This window comes from Halorubrum sp. SD626R (assembly GCF_001261915.1).
Lineage (GTDB): Archaea > Halobacteriota > Halobacteria > Halobacteriales > Haloferacaceae > Halorubrum.
Genome location: NZ_CVRT01000159.1, coordinates 1 through 20,353, shown reverse-complemented (window position 1 = coordinate 20,353; position 20,353 = coordinate 1). Strand labels below are relative to the sequence as shown.

General features: G+C 70.8%; 22 protein-coding genes. 12 read left to right on the top strand and 10 right to left on the bottom strand.

Features of this window, described 5'->3' with window-relative positions:
• Nucleotides 1–18: 18 nt before the first annotated feature.
• A complete protein-coding gene (locus SD626R_RS15960) occupies nucleotides 19–723 on the bottom strand; it encodes a DUF47 domain-containing protein (protein ID WP_092567297.1) in 705 nt (234 codons plus the stop codon).
• Between the two features lie 94 nt (nucleotides 724–817).
• Entirely contained in the window at nucleotides 818–1,900 is a 1,083-nt protein-coding gene (locus SD626R_RS15955; RefSeq protein ID WP_092567296.1) for a phosphoribosylaminoimidazolesuccinocarboxamide synthase, read from the bottom strand.
• Between the two features lie 172 nt (nucleotides 1,901–2,072).
• Between SD626R_RS15955 and SD626R_RS15950 the strand changes: the two genes are divergently transcribed.
• Nucleotides 2,073–2,633: a tRNA (cytidine(56)-2'-O)-methyltransferase gene (locus SD626R_RS15950; RefSeq protein WP_092567295.1), complete on the top strand. Its 561-nt coding sequence runs from the start codon at nucleotides 2,073–2,075 to the stop codon at nucleotides 2,631–2,633.
• Between the two features lie 39 nt (nucleotides 2,634–2,672).
• Here SD626R_RS15950 and SD626R_RS15945 read toward each other — a convergent pair whose 3' ends face one another.
• Nucleotides 2,673–4,157: an ATPase domain-containing protein gene (locus SD626R_RS15945; RefSeq protein WP_092567294.1), complete on the bottom strand. Its 1,485-nt coding sequence runs from the start codon at nucleotides 4,155–4,157 to the stop codon at nucleotides 2,673–2,675.
• Between the two features lie 75 nt (nucleotides 4,158–4,232).
• On the opposite strand from SD626R_RS15945, the gene SD626R_RS15940 reads away from it, so the two are divergent.
• Nucleotides 4,233–5,834 (top strand): PAS domain-containing protein, encoded by a 1,602-nt coding sequence (locus SD626R_RS15940; protein ID WP_092567293.1) that lies wholly within the window; start codon nucleotides 4,233–4,235, stop codon nucleotides 5,832–5,834.
• A 16-nt stretch (nucleotides 5,835–5,850) separates the two neighbouring features.
• Here SD626R_RS15940 and SD626R_RS15935 read toward each other — a convergent pair whose 3' ends face one another.
• Nucleotides 5,851–6,867, bottom strand: coding sequence for a hypothetical protein (locus tag SD626R_RS15935; protein ID WP_092567292.1), 1,017 nt, complete (start codon nucleotides 6,865–6,867; stop codon nucleotides 5,851–5,853).
• Between the two features lie 151 nt (nucleotides 6,868–7,018).
• On the opposite strand from SD626R_RS15935, the gene SD626R_RS15930 reads away from it, so the two are divergent.
• The 6 genes from SD626R_RS15930 to SD626R_RS15905 all read left to right on the top strand — a co-directional run bounded on the left by SD626R_RS15930 (nucleotide 7,019) and on the right by SD626R_RS15905 (nucleotide 13,505).
• The gene (locus tag SD626R_RS15930) at nucleotides 7,019–7,543 is read left to right on the top strand and encodes a transcription factor (protein ID WP_092567291.1); all 525 of its coding nucleotides are present in this window, start codon (nucleotides 7,019–7,021) and stop codon (nucleotides 7,541–7,543) included.
• Nucleotides 7,543–8,238 carry a DUF2110 family protein gene (locus tag SD626R_RS15925; protein WP_092567290.1) on the top strand — a complete coding sequence of 232 codons (696 nt, stop codon included), beginning with the start codon at nucleotides 7,543–7,545 and terminating at the stop codon, nucleotides 8,236–8,238. The genes SD626R_RS15930 and SD626R_RS15925 overlap by 1 nt, the downstream gene beginning before the upstream one ends.
• A gap of 4 nt (nucleotides 8,239–8,242) precedes the next feature.
• Nucleotides 8,243–9,007, top strand: coding sequence for a DUF5803 family protein (locus SD626R_RS15920; RefSeq protein WP_092567289.1), 765 nt, complete (start codon nucleotides 8,243–8,245; stop codon nucleotides 9,005–9,007).
• Nucleotides 9,008–9,102: 95 nt separating this feature from the next.
• The gene (locus SD626R_RS15915) at nucleotides 9,103–9,795 is read left to right on the top strand and encodes a competence/damage-inducible protein A (RefSeq protein WP_092567288.1); all 693 of its coding nucleotides are present in this window, start codon (nucleotides 9,103–9,105) and stop codon (nucleotides 9,793–9,795) included.
• Nucleotides 9,796–10,111: 316 nt separating this feature from the next.
• Entirely contained in the window at nucleotides 10,112–11,308 is a 1,197-nt protein-coding gene (locus SD626R_RS15910; protein WP_092567287.1) for an ATP-NAD kinase family protein, read from the top strand.
• 538 nt (nucleotides 11,309–11,846) lie between these two features.
• Nucleotides 11,847–13,505, top strand: a complete 1,659-nt coding sequence (locus tag SD626R_RS15905) for a tryptophan--tRNA ligase (protein WP_092567286.1) — start codon at nucleotides 11,847–11,849, stop codon at nucleotides 13,503–13,505.
• Nucleotides 13,506–13,536: 31 nt separating this feature from the next.
• On the opposite strand, the gene SD626R_RS15900 is transcribed toward SD626R_RS15905, so the two are convergent.
• Nucleotides 13,537–13,884 carry a DUF5518 domain-containing protein gene (locus tag SD626R_RS15900; protein WP_092567285.1) on the bottom strand — a complete coding sequence of 116 codons (348 nt, stop codon included), beginning with the start codon at nucleotides 13,882–13,884 and terminating at the stop codon, nucleotides 13,537–13,539.
• A gap of 127 nt (nucleotides 13,885–14,011) precedes the next feature.
• Here SD626R_RS15900 and SD626R_RS15895 point away from each other — a divergent pair, with 127 nt between their 5' ends.
• Entirely contained in the window at nucleotides 14,012–16,027 is a 2,016-nt protein-coding gene (locus tag SD626R_RS15895) for a helicase HerA domain-containing protein (RefSeq protein WP_092567284.1), read from the top strand.
• A 34-nt stretch (nucleotides 16,028–16,061) separates the two neighbouring features.
• On the opposite strand, the gene SD626R_RS15890 is transcribed toward SD626R_RS15895, so the two are convergent.
• The 5 genes from SD626R_RS15890 to SD626R_RS17365 all read right to left on the bottom strand — a co-directional run bounded on the left by SD626R_RS15890 (nucleotide 16,062) and on the right by SD626R_RS17365 (nucleotide 19,023).
• Nucleotides 16,062–16,985 carry an acetamidase/formamidase family protein gene (locus SD626R_RS15890; protein ID WP_092567283.1) on the bottom strand — a complete coding sequence of 308 codons (924 nt, stop codon included), beginning with the start codon at nucleotides 16,983–16,985 and terminating at the stop codon, nucleotides 16,062–16,064.
• Nucleotides 16,986–17,089: 104 nt separating this feature from the next.
• Complete coding sequence (locus SD626R_RS15885; RefSeq protein ID WP_092567282.1) at nucleotides 17,090–17,383, bottom strand: chorismate mutase; 294 nt, start codon at nucleotides 17,381–17,383, stop codon at nucleotides 17,090–17,092.
• 23 nt (nucleotides 17,384–17,406) lie between these two features.
• Nucleotides 17,407–18,312 (bottom strand): shikimate kinase, encoded by a 906-nt coding sequence (locus SD626R_RS15880; protein WP_092567281.1) that lies wholly within the window; start codon nucleotides 18,310–18,312, stop codon nucleotides 17,407–17,409.
• Nucleotides 18,313–18,436: 124 nt separating this feature from the next.
• Complete coding sequence (locus SD626R_RS15875; protein ID WP_092567280.1) at nucleotides 18,437–18,898, bottom strand: hypothetical protein; 462 nt, start codon at nucleotides 18,896–18,898, stop codon at nucleotides 18,437–18,439.
• Entirely contained in the window at nucleotides 18,898–19,023 is a 126-nt protein-coding gene (locus tag SD626R_RS17365) for a hypothetical protein (RefSeq protein ID WP_255310226.1), read from the bottom strand. The genes SD626R_RS15875 and SD626R_RS17365 overlap by 1 nt, the downstream gene beginning before the upstream one ends.
• 97 nt (nucleotides 19,024–19,120) lie before the next feature.
• Here SD626R_RS17365 and SD626R_RS15870 point away from each other — a divergent pair, with 97 nt between their 5' ends.
• The 3 genes from SD626R_RS15870 to SD626R_RS15860 all read left to right on the top strand — a co-directional run bounded on the left by SD626R_RS15870 (nucleotide 19,121) and on the right by SD626R_RS15860 (nucleotide 20,242).
• Nucleotides 19,121–19,579 (top strand): DUF5796 family protein, encoded by a 459-nt coding sequence (locus SD626R_RS15870; protein ID WP_092567279.1) that lies wholly within the window; start codon nucleotides 19,121–19,123, stop codon nucleotides 19,577–19,579.
• Nucleotides 19,576–19,815, top strand: coding sequence for a DUF7508 domain-containing protein (locus SD626R_RS15865; protein WP_092567278.1), 240 nt, complete (start codon nucleotides 19,576–19,578; stop codon nucleotides 19,813–19,815). Before SD626R_RS15870 ends, SD626R_RS15865 begins: the two co-directional genes overlap by 4 nt.
• Nucleotides 19,816–19,891: 76 nt before the next feature.
• Nucleotides 19,892–20,242 (top strand): ferredoxin, encoded by a 351-nt coding sequence (locus tag SD626R_RS15860; protein ID WP_092567277.1) that lies wholly within the window; start codon nucleotides 19,892–19,894, stop codon nucleotides 20,240–20,242.
• Nucleotides 20,243–20,353 lie beyond the last annotated feature (111 nt).

The window sequence follows — 20,353 nt, the reverse complement described above, 5'->3', positions numbered from 1 at the left end:
AGTCGAGAGCCGGCTCGGCTACTCCCCGTCCGCGTCCGTGACGATCCCCGGCTCCTTGCTCGCGATCACGACGATCCGGTCGGTGAGGTCCTCGATCGTGTTCGCGAGCTCGTCCAGCAGGATCGCGAGCTCGCGGTAGACGAGCGGCTGGTCGACCGCGTCGTCGGCGAACGCGGTCTCGATCGCGTCGTTGCGGAGGGCGTCACACTCGCTTTCCAGGTCGCGGATCGCCTCGATCCCCTCGGTCAGCGTCTCGGTGGCGTCGGCGCGCGCGAGCCCCCTGACGAACCCCTCGACCACGTCGCCGAGGACCGCGGTCATCTCGGCGATCCGCGTCGCCATCTCCCGCATGTCGGCGAACGGTTCGACGCCCGCGTCGGGGCGCATCATCGCCACCTCCTGGACGATCCGCTCGGTGTGGTTCGCGACCACGTCGAGCTCGTTGTAGAAGTCGAGCAGCGCGGACTCGTTGAAGTTGATCCGCGTGTTCAGCAGGCCGATGTCGTCGGGTCCGGCGTCGGTGATGAGCGCCGTGAGCCCGCGGACGAGCTCGTCGCACTCGCTCTCGACGGCGGCTATCTCGTCGACCGTCTCGTCGTACGCGCCACCGCTCGCGTACTCGTCGAGCGCCCGCGGGAGGAGGGCGACGCAGTCGTCGATCCGGTCGAGGTACGCGACGGTCCGGGTCTCCAGCTGCTCCCCGAAGTCGGCGTCGGTGGACATGCGCGAACCCACGCGCGTCGGCGGTAAAGAGGTTCCCTCGCGTGTCTTCGATCGTGAGGGTTCGAGGGTCGCTGCCCCTGTTCTCGGGAGCGTCCTATAGATCGTCGACCGCGTCGAGCGCCGCCTCGATGTCCGGGACGTCGAACCACTCGCGTCCGGTGTACGCGTTCGTCCCGGCCGCGTACAGCTCCGAGACCGCGTCGACGACCGCCGCGGGGAGCGGCTCCGGGTCGCGCTCGCAGAGCTCGCGCCAGTCGTCGATGTCGCGGTCGGCGACCGCCGCCTTCGCCTCCTTCACGGCCTCGACCCACGCGGGGTCGTTCGCCTTGTACCACTGCCGGACGACCTCCTTCGAGATCCCGCGCCCGCCGTACGAGAACCGGTTCTCGTCGAACGTTCCGACCACGTCGGCGACGCGGAGCTCCCCGTCGACGTAGAGGCACTCGATCTTCCCGTCCTCGTGGGCGAAGCCGGCGGCGTCGGCGCGCTCGGTGACGACGCGGTTCACGTCAAGGGCGAGCGACTCGAGGGCGTCGACGTCGGCGACGCCGGCGATCCGGTCGGCCTCGGCGCGGGTGAGGTAGCGGTCCTGCTCCTCGTACTTCGTGGAGAACTCCACGACCGGCTCCGGGAGGTCGACCGGCTCGGCGGGCCAGCCGCCGTCGGCGCCGGCCGGACCGCCCTCCGCGTCGAGCCCGAAGTCTGCGGGCTCGGCGCGCTTCCGCAGGCTAGAGCCGACCGGGACCCGGTTGCGGAAGACGACCTCCAGCGGGACGAGGTAGTTCTCCCCGCCCGCGGCGTGGAAGGCGTCGTAGTCGTAGCCCGCCTCGGGACCCTCGTACGGCAGGTCGGGGACCTGCGTCAGGTCGATGGCCATCTCCGTCGGCGGGACGGTCGCGTCGGCGAGGGGGACGGCCTCGGGCTCGCTCGCCCCGCCCGCATCGGCGTCCCGGCCGGGGTCCACGACTCCGCGGTAGTGGGTCGGAACGCCCTCGTCTTCCAGCAGTTCGAAGTTGAACGCGCCCATCGCGCAGAGGCTCGCGCCCTTGCGCGGGATCGCGTCGGGCATCTGTCCCCAGTCGAACACCGAGTACGCGTCCGTGAAGACGAACCGACCGCGGCCGAGCGCGTCGGCGGTCGCGGGCTCGTCGACGCGGAACTCCTTGACGCTCGTCATACCACAGTCGGCGACCGCCTCCCCCATGAACCTTTCAGTTACGTGGTCACCTCTTGCGTTCGATTCGGGGAACGATCCACGTCTATGCCGTGTTCACTCCGGCGACCCGAAGCGAGTCCGCCCCCGCGACCGCATCGAAAGGACCACACCTATCGCGGGCGCATCGCCGGCCATGCACGAGGCGCGCGAGGTCGTCGTCCTCCGGTACGGTCACCGGCCCGGCCGCGACGACCGCATGACGACGCACGTCGGGCTCACGGCCCGAGCGCTCGGGGCGGACCGGGTGGTGTTCCCCGACAACGCCGGGCAGTCCGCGGAGACGGTGCGGGACATCACCGGCCGGTTCGGCGGCCCGTTCGCGGTCGAACTCCGGGAGGACCAGAAGGCGATCGTCCGGGACTGGGAAGGAACCGTCGTCCACCTCACGATGTACGGCGAGCGCGTGCAGGACGTCGAGGGCGAGGTCCGCGAGTCGGTCCGAGACGGCGACGACCTCCTCGTCGTCGTCGGCGGCGAGAAGGTCCCCTGGGCGCTGTACGAGCGCGCCGACTTCAACGTGGGCGTGACGAACCAGCCGCACTCGGAGGTCGCCGGGCTCGCGGTGTTTCTAGACCGGCTGTTCGAGGGCGCGGAGCTGGACCGCGAGTGGGTCGACGCCGACCGCGAGGTGGTGCCGGAGCCGACCGGAAAGACCGTGATCGACGCCGACGAGACGGACGCGGAGGAGACCTGAAGCGGGAGCCTCCGGACTCGGTCAGCGACTCGCCGGCGATCACTCCTCCTGGTCGATCCCTTCCAACTCCGCCGCGTCGTCGACGACCTCCGGCGTCCCGCTCAGGATGCCGCGCAACCCCGTCATCGGCTCGCCGACCGAGACGCCGTCCGACGTGATCCGGAACTCCCGGATCGTCCGCTCGAAGTCACTCGTCCGCTTTTTCAGCACGCCGATCGCCTTCCGCATCTCGCCCTGCACCTCGAGGTGCCGGAGGAACACGATGTTGTCGGCGAGGTAGCTGATGTTCTCGACGGTCGCCTGGAAGTCGCCGGTGATGCTCCGCGTCTCGTCGATGAACACCGCCGTCACGCCCAAGTTCTTGAGATACCGGCCCAGCGCGTGGAGCTGTTGGAGCATCATTCCGTCCTCGCCCCGGAGCGTCAGGCGGTACCCCGCGATACCGTCGACCATCACGAGGTCCGCGCCACGCTCTTCGACCTCCGTCCGGACCATCCGAGCGAACTCCTGTGGCGACCGTTCGAGGGCCTCTATCTCGTTCACCTGGAGCGTCCCGCGCTCCATCATCTCGTCGACCGGGATGCCGATGGCGCGGGAGCGCGTGAGGAACGTCCCCCGGTTCTCCTCGAACAGGTAGATGACGGATCGCTCCCCGCGCTCCGCGGCTTGCTTCATGAACTGCGTGCTCAGCGTCGTCTTCCCGACGCCGGTTGGGCCGCTGACGATGCTGACCGTCCCGCGTTCGAGTCCGCCGTGCAGGAGGTCGTCGATCCCCTCGACCCCCGACGACAGCTGTTTGGAGACGAACTCGTCGGTGTAGTTTCCGGGCTGGAGCGCCGGGTACACCTCGATCCCCCCGTCGGTCACGCGGTAGGCGTGGTCGCCGCTCTGCGTCGACGACCCGCGGAACTTCGGCACGTCGACCGTCTTGCCGTACTCTTCTTTTCCGAGCCGGATCGTCCCGTCCGTGATGAACTCCAGGTCGTCGGTCGGGAGCGAGTCGGTGTTCTGGACGGTGAACACCACGGTCGCGCCCTGGTCTTTCAAAAATCGCATGAATCCGACGACCTGCTTGCGGAACTGGTAGTCGTCGGAGAGCAGGAATCGGAGCTGCGTCAGCGGGTCGACGACGACGCGGTCGGGATCGACCGCGGTGACGCCCTCCACGATCCGGTCGGTGAGCGGCTCGCTCTCGACCTCCTCGGGCGCGAACACCTCGTACGACTGCTCCTCGGTGAACACGTCGGCGCCCGGGCTCAGGTCGAGGAACTCGATCGCCTCCGTGTCGAAGCCGAGCGCGGCCGCGTTCGCCGTGAGGTCGCGCACGTCCTCCTCCAAGTTGATGAACAGCGACGTCTCCCCCTCGTCGACGCCCCGCTGGAGGAAGTGGAGGCTCAGGATCGTCTTCCCGCTGCCCGCCTGACCGCGGACCATGTAGCTGCGCGCCGGGATGAGCCCACCGGACAGTACCTCGTCGAGGCCCGCGACGCCGGTCGACAGTCGCTCGGGCAGTGGCTCGGACATGATCCCCAGTCCGTGCGCGGGGTAGTTAACGAGAGGGGTAACTCTTAGTGGCAGTGCGTGCACCGATCATAAGTAATGGACACGGGCTCGGAGGGGCTCGCCGGCGGCACGCCCCCCGAAGGCGACGGCGGCGGCGCGCCCTCCGGTGAGGCCGCCGACGCCGGTGCCTCCGACCTGACGGACGACGACCTCCCGGCGGAAGGCGCGCCTGAACCGGACGAGGACCCCCGCGTGCTGCTGTTCATGCGCCCGGGGCGCGACCGGGAGCTGGTGGCCGGAGCGCTGAGCGACCGGTTCCGGACCGACGCGACGACCGACGTCGAAGCGCTCGGTTCGGCGTTCGACTGCTGCGTCTTCGACGCCCACGAGTTCAATCGGGTCGCCGGGTCGATCCAGCGGCGGCGGGAGCTGGCGGCGCCCGTCTTCCTCCCGTTCGTCCTGCTCGTGAACGACGACGCGGCGGGGCCGACGACGGAGAGCACCTGGGACTACGTCGACGACGTCGTCGAGCTGCCGGTGCGGAAGCGGGCCCTCCGCACCCGGATCGGAAACCTCGTCGAGCGCCGCCGCACCTCGCTCCGGCTCGCGGCGCGGGAGCGGAAGTTGGAGGAGACGGTCGAGGACCTCCGGCTGAAGGAGCGCGCGATGGACGAGGCGACGGTCGGGATCACGATCGCGGCGGTCGACGAGGACGGCGAGGGCGACAACCCGCTCGTGTACACGAACGACGAGTTCGAGGCGCTCACCGGCTACGGCTCCGAGGTGTTCGGCGCGGACTGCCGGTTCCTCCAGGGCGAGGACACCGACCCGGAGACGACCGCGACGCTCCGGGCGGCGATCGACGAGGAGCGACCGGTCGCGGTCGACGTCCTGAACTACCGGCGCAACGGCCAGAAGTTCTGGAACCGGCTCACGATCGCCCCGATCCGCGACGCGGAGGAGGAGGTCACTCACTTCGTCGGGTTTCAGACGGAGATCACGGAACGGAAGATCCGAGAGCGCCGCCTGGAAGTGATGAACCGCGTGCTCAGCCACAACCTCCGGAACAAGATGAACCTCATCTCGGGGTACACGGAGCTGGTACGAGGGGAGATCGACGGCGGCCGCGACGAGGCGCTCGACGCGCTGGAGGTGATCGACGAGACGGCGGACGATCTGATGGGGATCGCGGCCGCGGTCCAGAAGCTCGATCGCACGCTGTCCGGACCCGCCTCGACCGAAAAGAGCGTCGCGCTCCGCGACCACCTGATCGAGCTGCGGTCCCGGGTGCGAGACCGGTACCCCGAAGCGACGATATCGTTCGCCCTCCCCGACGGCGACCCGCTCGAAACGACGGCGGTCGGACTGCTGACGGCGATCGAGGAGGCGGTAGAGAACGCCGTCAAACACAACGACGGCCCGGAGCCGCGGGTCGAGGTCCGCGTCGGGCGGGAGTCGCCGGAGTGGCTCGCGGTCGAGGTCGCGGACGACGGCCCCGGGATCCCGGACCACGAGACGCAGGTGCTCGATCACGGCGAGACGTCGCTGAACCACGCGGACCGCCTGGGGATCTGGCTGATCTACTGGGTCGTGGCCAAGGCGGGCGGGGAGTTCGCGATCGACACGTCGAGCGAGGGGACCACGGTCCGGCTGACCGTGCCCGCGCACCCCCGGGACGGGACGTCGAGCCAGGGATGAGGCGGGCGGGACCGACTCAGAGCGACCGCTTCGACCGCAGCAGCGCGAGGCGGAAGCGGGCCTCCTGTCGGCTCGTCCCGCGCACGCGACCCGTCTCGGCGTCCGCCATCGAGGCGAGCGACAGCCGGTCGAGCAGGGGGGGCCAGTCGGCGGCGCCCGCCGCGTCGCCGGCGAACGCGACCGCGTTCCCGAGCCCGTCGCGCTCGGCGGTTCCAAGCCGCGCCACCGCGGCGTCGGCGTCCCGGCGGCCCCCGCCGACGTAGAGCCGGTCGCCGACGGCGGCGGGGACCCACGCCGGCAGCAGCAGCAGCCACAGCAGGACGCCGGCGACCGTGTACGCCCGCGGCGGGACCCGGTCCTCCTCGGGCTCGTACCCGTGGATCCGGTTGACGCGCCGGTCGGCGGCGGTCCGGTCGGCGCAGCGCCCGACGAGGAGCGTCGCCAGCAGCGCGACCGTCTCGACGAGCGCCAGCGCCGGCAGCAGGGCCGTGGTGACCGCCGCCTCTCGGGTCCGGAGCCGGACGAGCGCGTGTCTGAGCGCGGCGTCGCGGTCGGCGGCCGGGAGGGCGAGCAGCCGCGTCGAAACGACGAGCCGGCCGCCCCGGAACCCGTCCGCGACGGCGACGTTGGCCGCGTCGGCGCGGACGACCGTCACCGTCGGGGCGTCGACGCCGACCGCCTCGGCGAGGGTCGAGACGCGGTCGTCGACGAAGGCCTCGTGACGGTCGTCGAGGTCGGCCGGGGGAAGCCGCGCGATCCGCCGGTCGGCGAGGACCGGTCCGGCGAGCGCCGAGCCCCCGAGACCGAGGGCGACCGCGGCGAACGCGGCGGCGACGACCGGAGGGATCCCCCCGAGCGCCGCGGGGGTAAGAACGCCGAGACCGGCGGGACCGAGGAGGACCGCGAGCGGGACGAGCGGGGCGGCGACGAGCAGCGCCGGGACCGCCGCGAGCGCGAGGGCGCCGACCGCCCGCCTGAGGCGCACCCGCCGCCCGAAGTCGGATCCGCCGCGCGGGTCGTCGGAGTCACTCATCACGCACGGGTGGTGCGAGGGGGCGCGTAAAGCTTTGCCGGAGCCGTCGGTGGTTCCGGCGCCCGTCGCGGTCCCGGCGAGCCCGTGCCGGAGCCGGTCGACGGTGGCCCTTTCGGAGCTTTTAACCCGATTCCACCACCACTTTCGCGTAATGGCTTTTGAGGATCTACTGAACGACCCCGTCATCCAGAAGTACCTCCACGAGCTGGTGGGGCCGACGGGGATGCCGGTCGCGGCCGCGCCGCCCGACGGCGAGGTCACCGACGAGGAGCTGGCGGAGGAGCTCGGCTTAGAGCTCAACGACGTCCGCCGCGCGCTGTTCATCCTGTACGAGAACGACCTCGCCACCTACCGCCGGGTGCGCGACGAGGACTCCGGGTGGCTCACGTACCTCTGGACGTTCCACTACGACAACATCCCGGAGAACCTCGAAGAGGAGATGTACCGCCTGCTCGACGCCTTGGAGGACCGCGAGGAGTACGAGCGCACCCACGAGTTCTACCTCTGTGAGGTGTGTTCGATCCGCTTCGAGTTCGGCGAGGCGATGGACTTCGGCTTCGAGTGCCCCGAGTGCGGCTCCCCGGTCGAGGCGATGGAGAACGACCGGCTCCGCGAGGCGATGGGCCGGCGCGTCGAGGAACTCCGCGACGAGCTCAACGCGGACGTGACGGGCTGATGGTCGTCCTCGCAACCAAGTGCTACGTCGAGGGCGACGCCCGCGACCGCGCGCTCGACGGCATGGACTCGCTCGTCGCCAACGACGTGGGGGAGCTGAGCGTCGACTGGCACGTCGGCGTCCGCGACGACGACTTCGTGCAGGTGGACGTGAGCGGCGAGGACGCCGCGGTCGCCCGCAACGTGCTCGCGGAGACGTGGGGCGAGATCGTCGCCCACGACGAGGGGCTGGAGGCCGGCGAGGAGTACGTCGGCACCCTCGAATCGTGGGACGACGACGGGTTCGTGCTCGACGCCGGCGTCGAGGTGCGGATCCCCGCCGACGAGATCGGCCTGGGTAGGGGCTCCCCCGAGCAGGTCGTCGAGCGGTTCGGGCTGGTCCAGCACCTCTCCGTCCGGTTCGTCTACGGCGGCGACGTCGGCGACCCGGACGCCGAGCCGAGCCGCCTCGCGGACGCCGAGCGCGACCGCCTGTACGACTGGCAGCGCGGGAACGGCCGGGTCAACGTCAACTCGGCGACGCGCGGCGAGGTGCGCGCGACGGTGAACCGGGCGGGCCACGCGCAGGACATCGTCACGGTCGAGCGGCTCGGCCTCCTCGAACAGAGCATCGTCTGCACCGAGAACACCGACCCGCCGGGGTTACTCGCCGCGATCGGCTCGTACCTCCCGGCTGAGATGCGCTGCGTCGTCTGAATTCGTGAACAAACGCTTCGCCCTCGCGGTCGCCGTCGTCGCGCTGCTCGCGGTCAGCGCCGGCTGTCTCAACTACGTCAACGACGGCGGCGAGATCGCGAACGAGACTCTCGACGCGGAGCCCCCGAGCGGGTACGAGTTCGACACGGACCGCGACGCCGCGTTCAACCTCTCGACCGGGAGCCAGTACACGGCCGTGTACAACGTCTCGGGCGTGGAGGAGCTCCGGCTGTACAGGCAGACGCCGTACGCGGGCGACCAGCCGCTGGAGTTCGAGGCGTTCCGGTACCGGACCGCCGACGGCGAGGTGCTCAACGGCAGCGAGTTCCGCGCCGCCGGCGGCGAGGTCGAGCGGACTCCGGACGAGACGTGGGTCCGCTTCCCCGAGGGGACGGGCGAGGGGCAGGTCGCATTCGCTTCCGCCGGCTCCCCTCGGCGATTCACCACGCTGGCGTACGTCGACGGGTCGTACGCGGTGACGCTTCCGCCCGGGTTCAGCACCGACTTCCCGGTCGTGGGTCACGTCGCGCCCCGCGACCACGAGATCGAGACGGTCGACGGCCGCGACCGGATCACCTGGGAGTCGGTCGAGGGCGGCTCGGTCGTCGTCCAGTCGTACCGCGAGACCGACCTGCTCGTCTTCGGCGTGATCCTCGCCATCGCGATCGTCGCGGCGATCGTCGGGGTCGCGTACTTCCGGCGCCAGCTGGAGGCGCTCAAGGAGCAGCGTCGGGAGCTGGGACTCGGCGTGTACGACGACGACGAGTAGGCGGCCGCCGTCCCCCCAGGATCCGTTCCCGGACCGAGGATCGGCCGACGCGCCGAACGCGGGTGCTTTTGAGTGCGCGCCGCCTTGTCGGCGGTATGAACGCCGCCGTCGTCACCGTCGGGGACGAGCTCCTCGTCGGCGACACCGAGAACACGAACGCGACGTGGCTCTGCGACCGGCTCGACGAGCGCGGGGTCGTCGTCCGCCGGGTGACGGTCGTCCCCGACGAGGTCGGCGAGATCGCGCGCGTCGTCAACGAGTACCACGCCGAGTACGACGCGGTGGTCGTCACCGGCGGACTCGGCCCGACGCACGACGACGTGACGATGGACGGGGTCGCGGCCGCCTTCGGTCGAGAGCTCGAACGGAACGAGGAGGCCGCGGCGTGGCTCGCCGAGCGCGGGTACAGCGCCGACGACCTCGCCGCGGAGACGACGCATCTGCCGGTCGACTGCCGGCCGCTCGCCAACGAGGCCGGCGTCGCGCCGGGCGCCGTCGTCGAGTCGGTGTACGTCCTGCCCGGCGTGCCGAGAGAGATGGAGGCGATGTTCGAGTCGGTCGCCGACGAGTTCGAGGGGACGCCGACCCACACGGTCACCGTCGACGTCGACGAGCCGGAGAGCGCCCTGCTCGACCGGTTCACGGAGCTCCAGGAGGCGTTCGACGTGAGCGTCGGTTCCTACCCCGGCGAAAGCGTCCGGGTCAAGATCACGGCGACGAGCGCGGCGGAGGCCGAGCGCGCCGCCGAGTGGGTGCGGGAGCGGTCGACGCTGGTCGAGTCGGAGTGAGCCGACCGGCGCGGCGAGGAGAGGCGGTCGGACGCGGCGGGACGGCTACCGATAGAGGTACGCGAGCCACACGGCGGTGACGGCGAGGCTCGCGAGGAGCACGGCGATCGCGGTCGCGTCGATCGGGAGCGGCTCGGTCACGGCGGCTTCGAGGAGCATACCCCGAGGTTGCTCCGGGGGCGTCTTAAGCGTTGAACTTCCGCGCTCGGCGGCGGTGGACCGCGTCGATCGCCGGCGATCCTCGCCGTCCGCGGATCCGGGCCGGTCCGGCGGGCGAGACGCGCCCGCTTAAGTTTCCGCCGCCGAAGGTCGGGGTATGCACGTCGGCTTCGTGATGAACCCGGTCGCCGGGATGGGTGGCCGCGTCGGCCTCAAGGGCACCGACGGGAAGGTCGCGGAGGCGATCGCTCGCGGCGCGGAGCCGCGAGCGCCCGACCGCGCGCGACGAGCGCTGGAGCGGCTCGCCGCGATCGCGCCGGAGGCGACCGTCTCGACCGCGGCCGACCCGATGGGCGAGCGACTGGTGAGGGCGGCCGGGTTCGAGCCGGCGCGGGTCGTCGACCCGTTCGGGGACGACCCGACCGGCGACAGCGACTCGTCCAGCGACAGCGGCTCGTCCGGCGACGGCGATGACCCGCCAGGCGACGGCGATCCGCCCGGTCCCACCGCGACGACCGCCGAGCACACCGCACGCGTCGTCAGGGCGTTCGTCGGGAGCGCAGCCGATCCGCCCGTCGACGGCGACCCGGTCGACCTGATCCTGTTCGTCGGCGGCGACGGCACCGCGACGGACGTGGCGGCGACGCTGGAGGCGGCGGGCAGCGAGGTTCCGATGCTCGGCGTCCCCGCCGGGGTGAAGGTGTACTCCTCCGTGTTCGCCGTCTCGCCGGAGGACGCGGCCGAGGTCGCGGCGGCGTTCTCGCGCACCGAGCGCCGCGAGGTGATGGACATCGACGAGGACGCCTACCGCGAGGGAGAGGTCCACCCGGAGCTCCGAGCGGTCGCGCGCGTCCCCGTCGCCGACGACCTCCAGTCGTCGAAACAGACCGCGAGCGGGACCGTGGAGTCGCTCGCGGAGGGGGTGGCCGACGACATCCGCGAGCGCGACGGCGAGGGCGTCACGTTCGTGCTCGGCCCGGGGTCGACCGTCGGCGCGATCAAGGACGAGCTGGGATTCGAGCCCTCTCCCATCGGCGTCGACGTGTGGCGCGACGGCGAGGTGGTCGCACTGGACGCGACAGAGGCCGAGATCCTCGACGCGCTCGGCGAGGAGAACGTCATCGTCGTCTCGCCCATCGGCGGGCAGGGGTTCGTCTTCGGGCGCGGGAACCCGCAGCTGTCGCCGGCCGTGATCCGGCGCTGCGACCTGCGGATCGTCGCCTCGCGGGCGAAGCTCGACGACGTGCGCGCGCTCCGAGTCGACACCGATGACCCCGAGCTCGACGCCGAACTCGCGGGCTGGGTCCGGGTCCGCGTCGGGAAGTTCGAGACGCGGATGATGAAGATCGCGTGAAGAAGGGCAGACAGAGAGAGCCTGATGCGACCGCAGACCGGGATTCCGACGAGAAATTGGATACAACAGAACTGCGGTGGCGCGTGCCTGCGAGGCCGCCTCGCGGCCGAGCAGCACGCGCGAGGTCGCCGGCGGCGGAGCCGCCGGCTGCCAGAGGGACCTTCGGTCCCTCGCTGGAGCCGGTGAGCGCTCGCAGAGCGCGAACCGCGAGGCTGGGGAGGCGTGAGGCGCGGTTACGGTGCGGGGTAGGGTGGGACTCAAAGGGGCAGTCGCGAGGGCGAAGCACGGCGACGGAAGCACCGCAGGAAGCGAGCAACGCGAGCGACTGAGGAGCGTACCGAGCCGCGCGAGTCATCGTGGCTGGGGCTTTGGAAATATTCTCCGAGCAGTGTTTGACCGCATATGCAAGCGACTTCGCCTCGGAACCGAATCCAACGTCGGTACGATCATCTCACGGTCCTGATACACCGACGACCTCGTATGCCACGTCCTCACGAGCAAGCGAACGGTTTTTGCGTCGACCGACGGGAGGGGACGTATGGACGAGGACACCCCCGAGGAGACGGGGCCGTCGGCGCCCGCGGGCGGTCCCCGCGAGGAGACCGCGGGATCGCCCCGCACCGACGGCGGGACGGAGCGCGCGGACGGACCGGCCGAGGAGGTCGCGCTCGACCCCTGGGGGTCGGCGTCGGTCGGCGACTACGCGGACCTCTTCGAGGAGTTCGGCATCGAGGCGTTCGACGACGTCGCCGACGACGTGGTCGACCCGCACTACCTGATGCGCCGCGGCGTCATCTTCGGGCACCGCGAGTACGACGCGGTCGCCGAGGCGATGGCGAACGACGAGCCGTTCGCCGCGCTCTCCGGGTTCATGCCCACCGGGGACCCGCACATCGGCCACAAGCTCGTGTTCGACGAGATCATCTGGCATCAGCAGCAGGGTGGCGACGCGTTCGGCCTGATCGCCGACCTGGAGGCTCACTCCGCCAGGGGGATGTCGTGGGACGAGATCGACGAGCACGCGCGCAACTACCTCCTGAGCCTGCTCGCGCTCGGCTTCGACGCCGAAGAGGGCGAGATATACCGCCAGTCGGACAACCGCGAGGTGCAGGACCTCGGCTTCGAGCTGGGATCGAAGGCGAACTTCTCGGAGTTCGAGGCGATCTACGGCTTCGACGGCGAGACGAACATCTCGCACATGCAGAGCGTGGTCACTCAGACCGCTGACATCCTCTACCCGCAGCTCGTCGACGAGCCGAAGCCCACCGTCATCCCGGTCGGCCCCGATCAGGATCCCCACGTCCGCCTGACCCGCGACCTGGCGACCCGCGTGCGCTACTTCAAGGTGACCGAGGCGTTCGCCTCCTTCGAGCTCGACGACGACGAGCGCCAGCTCGTCCGGGCCGCCTACGACGCGCTCGCTCCCGACGTCGAGGACCCCGAAACCGACGTGCGCTGCGAGGACGCCGCCGCGTGGCTCGCCGACTACGAGCCGCCCGAGAGCGACCGCGAGAGCGTGGATTTGGCCGCGGCCAAGCCGACCGCGCTCGACAAGCTCCGCGCCGGCGGAAAGGAGCCGCTGCGCCCCCGCGTCCGGTTCTTCGACCGCAACGCCACCGACGAGGCGTTCGAGGCGCTCATCGAGGCGGTCGACGGCGAGAAGCGCGTGTTCGAGGGGCACGTCGACGCGTTCGACCTCACCCGCGACGAGGCCGAGTCGCTGGCGCGCGAGGTCGAGATCGACCACGGCGGGTTCGGCTTCCGCCAGCCCTCCTCGATCTACCACCGCTTCATGACCGGGCTCACCGGCGGGAAGATGTCTTCGTCGATCCCGGCGAGCCACATCTCGCTCCTCGACGATCCCGAGGACGGCTACGACAAGGTGAAGGCGGCGACCACGGGCGGCCGCGACACCGCGGAGGAACAGCGCGAGCTCGGGGGCGAGGCCGACGAGTGCCCAGTCTACGAGCTGTACGCCTACCTGCTCGCGGGCGACGACGACGAGTTGACGAAGACCGTCTACTCCGAGTGCGTCAACGGCGAGCGCCTCTGCGGCGGCTGCAAGGAGCAGGCCGCCGAGCTGATGCGCGAGTTTCTCGAAGACCACCAAGAGAAGCGCGCGGAGGCCGAGGAACTGCTCGACGACCTCGACATCGACCTGGACTCCGACCGGCGAGGGACCGGCGGCGAGCACTGACGGGGTCGCCGGCGCGGTCGGTCGCCGGACCCTACAGCTCCCGTTTCGCGTACGCACCGATGACGCCGCCGATCGCGCTGAGGGCCACGACGTAGCCGAACACGAGCGCGACGATCCCGAGGAGCAGCACGCCGCCGCCGATCACGACGCCGGGCTCGGGGGCGACCGGGATCAAGAACAGGATCAGGAAGAGGAGTCCGAGCGCCGGAAGCGACGCGATCGCGCCCGAGATCGCACCGACCCGGAGGCCGTCGCTCGTCTCGCCGCCTTCGAGGTAGCCCGCCGTCGCACCCCCGAGCACGGGCGAGATACCGGTGAACGAGAGCAGGACCGTCGCGACCGCGCCGATCAACGCGTTGAGGTAGGTGTTTCCGGTCACACGTGGACTGGCACCGGCTTGATGTATAACTCTCCGGGAGGATCCTTCGGCGCCCTTCTGCCGAGTCTCTCCGCGTGGACGCGTTCCGAGCCGATAGTTTATGAGGCGGGCGGTACCTGTCACGAGTATGACCGAGCAGGAGACGATCCACGTCGCGGACGTCAGCGAGGGGATCGGCGGCGACGCGACGGCGGATCCGGGAACGCCGGTGGAACTCCCGGTCGTCGACGTGCTCACCGGCCGCTCTTTTATCACCGGTAAAAGCGGGTCCGGAAAGAGCAACACCGCCTCCGTCGTGATCGAGAATTTGTTATCTAACGGATTCCCCGTCATGATCGTGGACACAGACGGGGAGTATTACGGTTTAAAGGAAGAGTACGAAATTCTCCATGCCGGCGCCGACGACGAGTGCGACATCGTCGTCTCCCCGGAACACGCGGAGAAGATCGCCGATCTCGCCTTAGAGCAGAACGTCCCGATCATTCTCGACGTCTCCGGCTACCTGGAGGAGGAGACCGCCAACGAGCTCCTCCTCGAAGTCGTCAGACATCTGTTCGCGAAGGAGAAGCGCCTCAAGAAGCCGTTCCTGCTCGTCGTCGAGGAGTGCCACGAGTACATCCCCGAGGGCGGCGGGATGGACGAGACGGGGAAGATGCTGATCAAGGTCGGCAAGCGCGGCCGAAAACACGGCCTCGGCGTCGTCGGAATCAGCCAGCGCCCGGCCGACGTCAAGAAGGACTTCATCACCCAGTGCGACTGGCTCTGCTGGCACCGGCTCACCTGGGACAACGACACGAAGGTGGTCGGCCGGATCCTGGGCTCGAAGTACGCGAACGCGGTCGAGGACCTCGGCGACGGCGAGGCGTTCCTGATGACCGACTGGGACGAGTCGATCCGCCGGATCCAGTTCCATCGCAAGGAGACGTTCGACGCGGGCGCGACCCCCGGGCTCGACGACTTCGAGCGCCCGGAGCTCAAGTCCGTCTCCAGCGACCTCGTCGGCGAGCTCCAGTCCATCTCCGACGAGCAGGAGCGCCGCGAGTCCGAAATCGCCGACCTCCGGCAGGAGCTCGAAAAGAGAGAGCAGCGGATCGCCGACCTCGAACGCGAACTGGAGGAGGCGCGCGACCTGAGCAGCATGGCCGACCAGTTCGCGCAGGCGCTCCTCGGCAAGGCCGAGGCGCCCTACCGCGGGGGGGACGGACCGCCCGCGGTCGGCGCCGGAGCGTCCGCGGCCGACGGCGGGCGCGGCGGCGGAGGCAGTGGCAGCGAGAACGACGGCGGGAGCGACGGCGACGACCAGTCCGTCCTCAAGTCGTACGACGAGGCGGTCGCCGCGACCGCGGACGATGACGACGAGGCGGCGGACGCGGGCGCCGTCGACGACGACACCGCCGGTGACGCCGATGAAACCGACGCCGCCGGCGAGGCCGACGACAACTTCGAGGCCGACGGCGACGCCGACACCGCCGACGACGCGCCGCCGGACGACGTCGAGCCGGTGACGCGCGCCGACGTCGCCGAGAGCGCGCTCCGCTTCGACGACGCCGTCGAGCTCGGGACCCGCGAGGCGGTCATCGAGGAGCTCCGCGGCCGGATCGAGGCGCTCCCGGAGCTGTCGCGCGGGATGCTCCGCCACTACCGGCGCGAGGGCGTCAGCGACCCCGTCGCCGCCCACATCGACGCCGGCGGCGACGGCGACTCCGGGCACGCATATAGCCGCCACCGCCCGATCCGGCGTGCGGGGCTGATCCGGCACGCCGGCCGCGGACACTACGCCTACGCCGTCCCCGACCTGATCCGCGAGGCGTACGCCGACCGCCTCGGTGAGGAGAGCGTCCGCGAGATCGTCCGGGCGGTCGAGACCGCCTTCGTCCCGCCGGCCGAGCGGAGCTATCCGCCGGACGCGGACCCGGCGGAGGTCGAACCGAGTCGGGAGCCGGCGACCGATGTCGCCGACGCGGAGGCTGTCGACGGTGTTGCCGATACGGAGGCTGTCGACGGTGCCGCCGACGCGGAGGCTGCCGGGAACCCGACCGGGGACGACGGAAGCGCGGCGAACGGCGCCGACCGATCGAGCGCGAGCGGGCTCAGCGACGCGGCGCGACGACTCGCCGACCGCGACCGGACCGCGGACGAGTGAGGTGAGAATCGAGCGGATGGACCGACGGCGGCGCTCAGAACGGGACCGAGAGGTACTCGCTCGGCACCGCGTTCCGCGCCGTCACCTGCGGGTCGACCACCTGGCTGATCTCCAGGCCGCCGACGAGACTGGAGAACAGATACGCCTCGGTTCGGGAGAAGCCGTGGTCGTGCGCCAGTAGCCGCACGACGTCGCGGTTCGCGAGCTCGACCGCCTCCTCCATCGTCCCGGCGCTCGCGACCGTCTTGACCGCGTCGCCGGTGTCGACGAGCGGGCGGTCGAGCGGGACGTCGGGGTCTTCGATCACCGAGAGCGTCACGTCGATCTCGGTGGCGATCTCGGCGCCGGTCCCGCACATCTCGCCGTCGGCCATCGCGGCCTTCGAGTCGCCCATCGCGAGCATCGCGCCCTCCTGAAAGACGGGGAAGTACGCGGTCGTCCCGGTCGTCATGTCGGTCGTGTCGAGGTTCCCGCCGTGGTCGTCAGGCGTCAGCGTCGAGACCGGTTCCTCGGCGGTGGCGACGCCGATCGTGCCGATCACCGGCTCGATCGGGACGTCGGTCCCCTCGAACTCGATCCGGCCTGCGGCCCCGTCGTCCTCGTCGTCGACCTCGGTGACCCGCGTCGCGGGGTGTTCGATGTCGGGGTCGTCCTGCAGGAGGCCGAACCCGGGCGCCGTGATGACGCGTCCACGGTCCTCGGCGACGCGAACCTCTTCGATCTCGACCGCGAGCACGTCTCCGGGGGTCGCCCCCTCGACGGCGATCGGGCCGGTCGCGGCGTTCACCTCTTCGGGGATCGCGTCCAGCAGGTCGTCGTCGGTCTGGATCGCGCCGTTCAGGCTGTCGATCGTCTCGATCGTGAGCGACTCGCCGTCGGCGGCCTCGTGGACGGGTTCCATCTCCGGCGCGAACTCGTAGACGTGACCATCGCGGTGAGAGACCAGCTCTCGTGACATATCGGCTCCGACTCCGGAGCGCTGGAACAAAAATCCCCGCACGGACGCGCTCGACGACTCTCTCCCTCGGCGGCGACGAGGTATTCGCCTCGGCCTCGACTGAGCTACCGGCTCTCCCGCTGTTCGACCTTGTTCAGCTCGATCAGCAGCCGGAAAATCGCCTTCACGAGGTTGGCGTCGACGTCGAACTGCTCGGCGTTCTCGCCGGCGCGCTCCATCACGCGCTCCTCCTGTCCCTCGTCCGTGGTCGGGAGGTCGCGCTCCGCTTTCACCGCCGCCACCGTGTCGGCGACGTACGTTCGGCGGGCGATCAGCTCGACGATCTCCCGGTCGATGTCCTCGATTTCGCGTCGCAGTTCGTCGAGGCTTCGGTCGTCCGCGTTCGGTGTGTCACTCATGGGTAGTGGGGTCGATGGTGTGCTCACTCGACGGTCGCGCCGTCGTTTCTCGTGGTCGTTCGTCGCAGCGTTCCGGGGCGCTCGGCCCACGCGTCGGCGACCGCGTCGAGGTCGGTCTCGGGGTCGGTCGGATCCGCGACGGCGACGACGCTCGGGCCGGTTCCCGACAGCGACACCCCGGTCGCGTGCGGCATCGCCTCGACCGCGGGGTCGGCGTCGAAGCCGAGCGCGGCCGAGAAGGCGAGCCCGTTGACGGTCATCGCCTCGGCGTACCGCCCGTCGAGCGCGAGGTCCGCTACGAGCTCCGCCATGGGCGCGACCGCCTCGCAGCGGGCCGCGTCGGCGTCCGCGCTGTAGGCGCGCTCGGGCGGGGTCCAGACGAGGACCTCCCAGTCGACGGTCTCGCGCGACCGCAGCTCGTCGTCGGTGTTGTCGGTGACGGTCACCCCGCCGAGCATCGAGGCGGTCGCATCGTCGAACGCGCCGGTGACCGTCACGCCAGCCTCGCGAGCCGCCTGCACGCCGAGCCGGCAGGCCTCCAGCCGGGTGACGTCGACCGAGGGGGCCGAGTCGTCTCCGTCGGCTCCGTCCCCGACCGTCAGCCCGAGGGCGTCGCAGGTCGCGAGCACGGTCGCGTTGGCGGCCGCGCTGGAGCTCTTGAGCCCGGCCGCGAGGGGCACGTCGCTGTCGGTCCGGACGGCGCCGCCCTCGCCGTCGCCCCACCGCTCGGTCGCGAGCGCGACGCAGCGCTCGATCAGGGCGGTGTCCGCGTCTGGGACCTCGGCGATGGTCCCGTCGACGCCCTCGGCGGCCGGGTCGAGCGCGACGCTCGCGCGCGTCTCGACGTCGATGCCGAAGGCCGCGCCGGTGCCCGTCGCGAGCGCGTTCAACACGGTGCCGGCGCCGAGCGCCGCGGCCCGTCCCTCCATGCACTCACGGCCGACGAGCGCGGACAAAGAGGTAGCGATCACGGCGAGACTCTCGCTCAGACCGGCTCCGCGCGCCGCACCGCGGCGTCGGCCGTCGTCCCGTACAGACTTCCAGTCGCGCCGGTCACCCCGTCACCGATCCGAGCGCGCCGGTCGCCGCGCCGACGACGGCGGCGACGACCGCGGTCGTGAGGAGCGGTCCGAGCGCGTCGCCGACCCCGTGCGCCTGCGTCGCGGCCTCGCCCTGGGAGACGACGACGAGCGCGACGACGACGAAGCCGTAGATCAGCGCGCCGACCCCGCCGCCGACGCCCGAAGTCGCGGCCGCCTCCCGGGCGTCGTACGCCCGCGACCCGAAGAGCACGCCGAGCACGCCGGCGACGAGCGGCGCGCCGATCAGGGCGGTCGCCGTGACCGCGAGGTACGACTGCGCGACGAACACCGGACCGAACCGAGCGGTCTCGCCGGTCGCGGCGGTCGCGAGCGCGGTCTCGGCCCAGCCCGCCCCGACCGCGGCGACCAGCCCGACGCCGACGCCGACGACCGCGAACACCGCCGCCGTGAGGCCGGCTCCCTTCGCGTCCATCAGACCACCGCCCGCCCGCCCGCCGGCCGATCCCGCCGTCCGGTGCGCTTCTCCGACGCGTTCCTGGAGAACCCGGCTGCGAGCCAGACGCCAGCGCCCGGCGACCCCCGTCGCGTCCGTTGCATAAGGTAGACTCCCGTCGGCGGGGACTTAAATGTGGCACGCCCGATTCTCGCGACTGAGTGCGCGCCCCTTTTGAGGCGGGCGGCCCGAGCGACGCGTATGTCAGCGCCTTCACGCAGCGACGTCCCGCCGACGTCGATCGGGATCGACCTCCGCGAGGAGGGGGTCGTCGTCGAGTACCTCGACGGGCGGACGACCCTCTACCGCGGGGTCCCCGACGCGGTCGAGGGGTCGGTGACCGCCGGGCCCGGCAAGGAGACGCACGTGCTCGTCACCGACCCGACCGAGACCGAGGGCGTGATGACGTACGTCAACGATTACAACACCGACGACGAGATCTTAGAGGAGTCCGGGGTCGGCCGCGTCCTCGTCGAGGAGGGCGAGCGCGACGAGGTGTTCCCCGGCGTGATCGTCGGCCGCACCGACCAGCGCAACGAGGTGATCGCGGACCCCGAGATCGCCGGCGGTCGCGTGTTCGTCTTCGTCGAGGACGGCTGGACCGAGGGGAGCTTCGAGATCGTCGAGGGCCCGGAGGACGGGCTCGACGCGCACCGGTGAGCCTCGCGAAGCCCTGGCGCGACCTCGACCGCTCGACGGTCGGGAGCGCACCGAGCCGCTACGCCCTCTACGAACTCGGCGACGCCGACGGCGACACGGTCGGGTTCGGCGCGGGCGTTCTCGGCGACGAACTGAAGGAGGCGCTCGCGTACGGGGACGCGGCGAAGGTGCGGTGGGAACTGGCGGAGTCGCCCGAGCACGCGGAGCGACTGCTCGGGGAGCACGTCGAGGGGTAGACGGGGAGACGGAACGTGACCGCACTCGCCGGGAACGACCGACAGACGAAAGTCCCGTGGTCGCGGACGAGGGGGTATGAGCGACGAGGCGGACGCCGACGACGAGGTGGTGCGCGCGAGCGACATCGGCGGCGAGGGGCCGCCGATCGAGGAGAAGCCGTATAAGATCGTCTTCGAGGCCAACAAGTGCTTCGGCGCGGGGAAGTGCGCCGAGGTCGCCGACAACTGGGTGATGGACATCCAGAGCGGGATAGGGAAGCCGCAGTCGTACTACATCGGCGAAGACGAGTTAGCGGAGAACGTGCGGGCGGCCGAGGTCTGTCCCGCGAAGAAGGAGCAGGGCGTCATTCACGTCGTCGACCGGCGTACCGACGAGGAGATCGCGCCCGATCCGCACGGCGACGGGACGCTCTCGGTCGACTGGTAGCCCGCTCGCCTCCGGCTTCCGAAAGGCGTTTCACCCCGCCGCCGGAACCGAAATCCGCGCGGGGGTGGCTGAGCCTGGCCAAAAGCGGCGGACTTAAGATCCGCTCCTGTA

What these genes read in the sequence shown, in the direction of transcription:
- SD626R_RS15925 (WP_092567290.1), top strand. Translation starts at nt 7,543, where the DNA reads ATGGTCGTCCTCGCAACCAAGTGCTACGTCGAGGGCGACGCCCGCGAC.
- SD626R_RS15860 (WP_092567277.1), top strand. Translation starts at nt 19,892, where the DNA reads ATGAGCGACGAGGCGGACGCCGACGACGAGGTGGTGCGCGCGAGCGAC.
- SD626R_RS15890 (WP_092567283.1), bottom strand. Translation starts at nt 16,985, where the DNA reads ATGTCACGAGAGCTGGTCTCTCACCGCGATGGTCACGTCTACGAGTTC.
- SD626R_RS15960 (WP_092567297.1), bottom strand. Translation starts at nt 723, where the DNA reads ATGTCCACCGACGCCGACTTCGGGGAGCAGCTGGAGACCCGGACCGTC.
- SD626R_RS15935 (WP_092567292.1), bottom strand. Translation starts at nt 6,867, where the DNA reads ATGAGTGACTCCGACGACCCGCGCGGCGGATCCGACTTCGGGCGGCGG.
- SD626R_RS15870 (WP_092567279.1), top strand. Translation starts at nt 19,121, where the DNA reads ATGTCAGCGCCTTCACGCAGCGACGTCCCGCCGACGTCGATCGGGATC.
- SD626R_RS15895 (WP_092567284.1), top strand. Translation starts at nt 14,012, where the DNA reads ATGACCGAGCAGGAGACGATCCACGTCGCGGACGTCAGCGAGGGGATC.
- SD626R_RS15905 (WP_092567286.1), top strand. Translation starts at nt 11,847, where the DNA reads ATGGACGAGGACACCCCCGAGGAGACGGGGCCGTCGGCGCCCGCGGGC.
- SD626R_RS15880 (WP_092567281.1), bottom strand. Translation starts at nt 18,312, where the DNA reads ATGGAGGGACGGGCCGCGGCGCTCGGCGCCGGCACCGTGTTGAACGCG.
- SD626R_RS15950 (WP_092567295.1), top strand. Translation starts at nt 2,073, where the DNA reads ATGCACGAGGCGCGCGAGGTCGTCGTCCTCCGGTACGGTCACCGGCCC.
- SD626R_RS15885 (WP_092567282.1), bottom strand. Translation starts at nt 17,383, where the DNA reads ATGAGTGACACACCGAACGCGGACGACCGAAGCCTCGACGAACTGCGA.
- SD626R_RS15940 (WP_092567293.1), top strand. Translation starts at nt 4,233, where the DNA reads ATGGACACGGGCTCGGAGGGGCTCGCCGGCGGCACGCCCCCCGAAGGC.
- SD626R_RS15945 (WP_092567294.1), bottom strand. Translation starts at nt 4,157, where the DNA reads ATGTCCGAGCCACTGCCCGAGCGACTGTCGACCGGCGTCGCGGGCCTC.
- SD626R_RS17365 (WP_255310226.1), bottom strand. Translation starts at nt 19,023, where the DNA reads ATGCAACGGACGCGACGGGGGTCGCCGGGCGCTGGCGTCTGGCTCGCA.
- SD626R_RS15915 (WP_092567288.1), top strand. Translation starts at nt 9,103, where the DNA reads ATGAACGCCGCCGTCGTCACCGTCGGGGACGAGCTCCTCGTCGGCGAC.
- SD626R_RS15955 (WP_092567296.1), bottom strand. Translation starts at nt 1,900, where the DNA reads ATGACGAGCGTCAAGGAGTTCCGCGTCGACGAGCCCGCGACCGCCGAC.
- SD626R_RS15930 (WP_092567291.1), top strand. Translation starts at nt 7,019, where the DNA reads ATGGCTTTTGAGGATCTACTGAACGACCCCGTCATCCAGAAGTACCTC.
- SD626R_RS15910 (WP_092567287.1), top strand. Translation starts at nt 10,112, where the DNA reads ATGCACGTCGGCTTCGTGATGAACCCGGTCGCCGGGATGGGTGGCCGC.
- SD626R_RS15875 (WP_092567280.1), bottom strand. Translation starts at nt 18,898, where the DNA reads ATGGACGCGAAGGGAGCCGGCCTCACGGCGGCGGTGTTCGCGGTCGTC.